The organism is Rhizobium phaseoli (assembly GCF_010668805.1).
Classification (GTDB): Bacteria; Pseudomonadota; Alphaproteobacteria; order Rhizobiales; family Rhizobiaceae; genus Rhizobium; species Rhizobium phaseoli_A.
Genome location: NZ_WUFT01000047.1, coordinates 1 through 3,802, shown reverse-complemented (window position 1 = coordinate 3,802; position 3,802 = coordinate 1). Strand labels below are relative to the sequence as shown.

4 protein-coding genes are annotated in these 3,802 nt (G+C 61.8%); all 4 read left to right on the top strand.

The genetic code is table 11. From position 1 onward, the window contains the following. Window positions 1–723 (top strand): ABC transporter substrate-binding protein (locus tag GR197_RS31250; RefSeq protein ID WP_164016570.1); only part of this gene is annotated, 723 nt, incomplete at its 5' end. A 144-nt stretch (window positions 724–867) separates the two neighbouring features. After that, window positions 868–1,821: a carbohydrate ABC transporter permease gene (locus GR197_RS31245; protein WP_164016569.1), complete on the top strand. Its 954-nt coding sequence runs from the start codon at window positions 868–870 to the stop codon at window positions 1,819–1,821. Beyond that, window positions 1,818–2,789 carry a carbohydrate ABC transporter permease gene (locus tag GR197_RS31240; protein ID WP_164016567.1) on the top strand — a complete coding sequence of 324 codons (972 nt, stop codon included), beginning with the start codon at window positions 1,818–1,820 and terminating at the stop codon, window positions 2,787–2,789. Before GR197_RS31245 ends, GR197_RS31240 begins: the two co-directional genes overlap by 4 nt. Window positions 2,790–2,792: 3 nt before the next feature. Beyond that, the coding region (locus GR197_RS31235; RefSeq protein ID WP_164016565.1) for an ABC transporter ATP-binding protein at window positions 2,793–3,802 on the top strand (1,010 nt) is incomplete at its 3' end.

The window sequence follows — 3,802 nt, the reverse complement described above, 5'->3', positions numbered from 1 at the left end:
GTGATCCCCTTGGCGCTCGGCGGCCAGAACTGGCAGGAAGCGACGATGTTCGATTCCATCGTGCTGTCGACCGGCGGCCCGGAATTCTACAAGAAGGCCTTCAACGACCTCGACGAGGCTTCGCTGAAGTCGGACACGATGAAGAAGTCTTTCGACAATCTGGCGACGATCATCAAATATGTCGATCCGAACTTCTCCGGCCGCGACTGGAACCTGGCGACCGCCATGGTCATCAAGGGTGATGCGCTGGTGCAGGTGATGGGCGACTGGGCCAAGGGCGAATTCGTCGCCGCCAAGAAGACGCCTGATACCGATTTCCTCTGCTACCGCTTCCCCGGCACCGAAGGCAGCGTCGTCTATAACTCCGACATGTTCGGCATGTTCAACGTCCCCGACGACCGCAAGGCCGCTCAGGTGGCGCTGGCGACTGCGACGCTGTCGAAGAGCTTCCAGTCGGCCTTCAACGTCGTCAAGGGTTCGGTGCCGGCCCGCACCGACGTTCCCGATACCGACTTCGACGCCTGCGGCAAGAAGGGCATCGCCGACCTGAAGGCTGCCAATGAAGGCGGCACGCTGTTCGGTTCGCTGGCCCAGGGTTATGGCGCACCGCCGGCCATCGCCAATGCCTATAAGGACGTCGTCTCGAAGTTCGTCCACGGCCAGATCAAGACCTCCGACGAAGCCGTCAAGCAGCTCGTCCAGGCAATCGACGACGCCCGCTGAGATCTTGGTTGATGCACATGCTTCCCCGCGCTCTGTGCGGGGAAGCTTCAGACCCTGCCGATCATAAGGCGGCGATCAGTATCGCCATGATCAGGCGGGGACGATCGGGCAGGGCCGATCATGCAGGGAGGGAGACGACATTCCATGAGCACCGTTGCGACCACCGATCCGGTTCTGACGCCGGCGCAATCGACGCCGATCTCGCTGCGAGGCCGGCTGCAGGATGCGCTGCCGAAGATCGTGCTGGCGCCGAGCTTCATCATTACCCTCGTCTTCGTCTACGGCTTCATCGTCTGGACGGCCTATCTCTCCTTCACCAATTCCAAGACCTTTCCGTCTTATGCGCTGACCGGCGCGCGCGCCTATCAGCGGCTGTGGCGCTGGACCTTCGAGAGTGATCCGCCGTCCTCCTGGTATACCTCGATCACCAACATGGCGATCTTCGGCTTCCTCTATGTCGGCATCTGTCTGGCGCTTGGTCTGTTCCTGGCGATCCTGCTCGATCAGAAGATCCGCGGCGAGGGGATTTTGCGGCCGATCTTCCTCTATCCGATGGCTCTCTCCTTCATCGTCACCGGGGTTGCCTGGAAATGGTTCCTCGATCCCGGCCTCGGGCTGGAGCAGACGCTGCACCACTTCGGCTGGACGAGCTTCCACTTCGACTGGATCAAGAACAAGGACTTCGTCATCTACACCGTCGTCATCGCCGGTGTCTGGCAGGCGTCCGGCTTCGTCATGGCGATGTTCCTGGCCGGCCTTCGCGGCATCGACGGCGAGATCATGAAGGCGGCGCAGATCGATGGCGCTTCACCGTTGCAGCTCTATCGGCGCATCGTCATTCCGCTGTTGCGGCCGATCTTTCTCTCGGCCTTCATCGTGCTCGCCCATATGGCGATCAAGTCCTACGACCTGGTGGTGGCGCTGACCTCGGGCGGCCCCGGCGGCTCGGCCTGGCTGCCGTCCAACTTCATGTATGAATACACCTTCAAGCGCAACGAGATGGCCGTCGGCTCGGCCAGCGCCATCATCATGCTGATGACCATCTCGGCGATCATCGTTCCCTATCTCTATTCCGAACTGAAGGAGAAGGCGCGATGAGCAGCGTGACCTCTTCGACGATAGCTGCGACCGCACCGCTTTCGCAGGGCGGCGACAGCAGGAGTAACAACGCCCGCTGGATCGGCCGCCTGGCCATCTACGGCCTGCTGGTCATCTTCGCCGTCCTCTATCTAATGCCGCTCTTCGTCATGCTGACCACCTCGTTCAAGACCATGGACGAGATCCAGAACGGCAACATGCTGGCGCTGCCGCAGGCGCCGACCTTCGATCCCTGGGTGAAGGCCTGGGGCGAGACCTGCGTCGGGCTGACCTGCGCCGGCATCAAGGGCTACTTCTGGAATTCGATCAAGATGGTGGTGCCGGCGGTGGCGATCTCCACCATCATGGGGGCGCTGAACGGCTATGTCCTGACCAAATGGCGCTTTCCCGGCCACACGCTGGTGTTCGGGCTGATGCTGTTTGCCTGCTTCATCCCGTTCCAGTCGGTGCTCCTGCCGATGGCGACCATCCTCGGCTCGCTCGGCCGCTTCGGCGTCACCCTGCAGAACGCCACCGGCTTTAACTTCGGCTTCGGCAATCCAACCGTCAATCTGGTCTTCGTCCATGTCGTCTATGGCCTCGGCTTCACCACGCTGTTCTTCCGCAATTTCTACGAGGCCTTTCCGACCGAACTGGTCCGGGCCGCCCAGGTCGACGGCGCCAGCTTCTTCCAGATCTTCCGCCGCATCATGCTGCCGAACTCGCTGCCGATCATCGTCGTCACGGTGATCTACCAGTTTACCAATATCTGGAACGACTTCCTGTTTGCCTCGGCTTACGCCGGCACCGGCGATTCCATGCCGATGACGGTGGCCTTGAACAATGTCGTCAACACCTCGACCGGTGTGGTCGAATACAATGTCAACATGGCTGCGGCGATGATCGCGGCCGTTCCCACGCTGATCGTCTATATCCTCGCCGGCCGCTACTTCGTGCGCGGTCTGATGGCGGGGGCAGTCAAAGGGTAATCCATGGCCTTCCTCGAAATCTCCGGTCTCAGAAAACGTTTCGGCGCCGTCGACATTCTCAAGGGGATCGACCTCGAACTCGAAAAGGGCGGCTTTCTCGTGCTGGTCGGTCCGTCCGGCTGCGGCAAGTCGACCCTGCTCAACACCATTGCCGGGCTGGAGACGATTACCTCCGGCGATATCCGCATCGACGGGCGGGCCATCAACGGTCTGCATCCCTCCAAGCGCGACATCGCCATGGTGTTCCAATCCTATGCGCTCTATCCGAACATGACGGTGGCTGGCAATATCGCCTTCGGCATGGAGATCCGCGGCGTGCCGAAGGAAGAACGGGCCAAGGCGATCAAGCAGGTCTCCGACATGCTGCAGATCGGCCATCTGCTCGACCGCAAGCCGAGCCAGCTTTCCGGCGGCCAGCGCCAGCGCGTCGCCATGGGCCGGGCTTTGGTGCGCAATCCGCAGGTCTTCCTGTTCGACGAGCCGCTCTCCAATCTCGACGCCAAGCTGCGCGTCGACATGCGCACCGAGATCAAGCGGCTGCACCAGCGCATGGGCACCACCTTCGTCTATGTCACCCATGACCAGATCGAGGCGATGACGCTGGCGACCAAGATCGCCGTGCTGAAAGACGGCGTGCTGCAGCAGGTCGGCACGCCGGCCGAGATCTATAACAGCCCGACCAATCTCTTCGTCGCCGACTTCATGGGATCGCCGGCGATGAACCTGCTCAACGCCACCGTCGAGAATGGTGCGGGCGGTTTGCAGGTCTCGCTGGAGCGGCCGAATGGCGCGCCGCTGCGATTGCCGGTGGTCTCAGGCAATCATGGCCTGTCTTCCTATGCCGGAAAACAAGTGATCTTCGGCATCCGTCCCGAGGCCCTGACCGATCCTGATGGTGCCGACCGCAAGGCGCGCTCGCTGACCGAGGACGATTGCCTGATCGAGGTGGTCGAACCGGCCGGCTCCGACACCTTCGCCGTCACCAAGCTCGGCGGCAAATCCGTCGTCGCCCG

Coding starts and splice junctions, on each gene's coding strand:
- GR197_RS31245 (WP_164016569.1), top strand. CDS start 868: ATGAGCACCGTTGCGACCACCGATCCGGTTCTGACGCCGGCGCAATCG.
- GR197_RS31240 (WP_164016567.1), top strand. CDS start 1,818: ATGAGCAGCGTGACCTCTTCGACGATAGCTGCGACCGCACCGCTTTCG.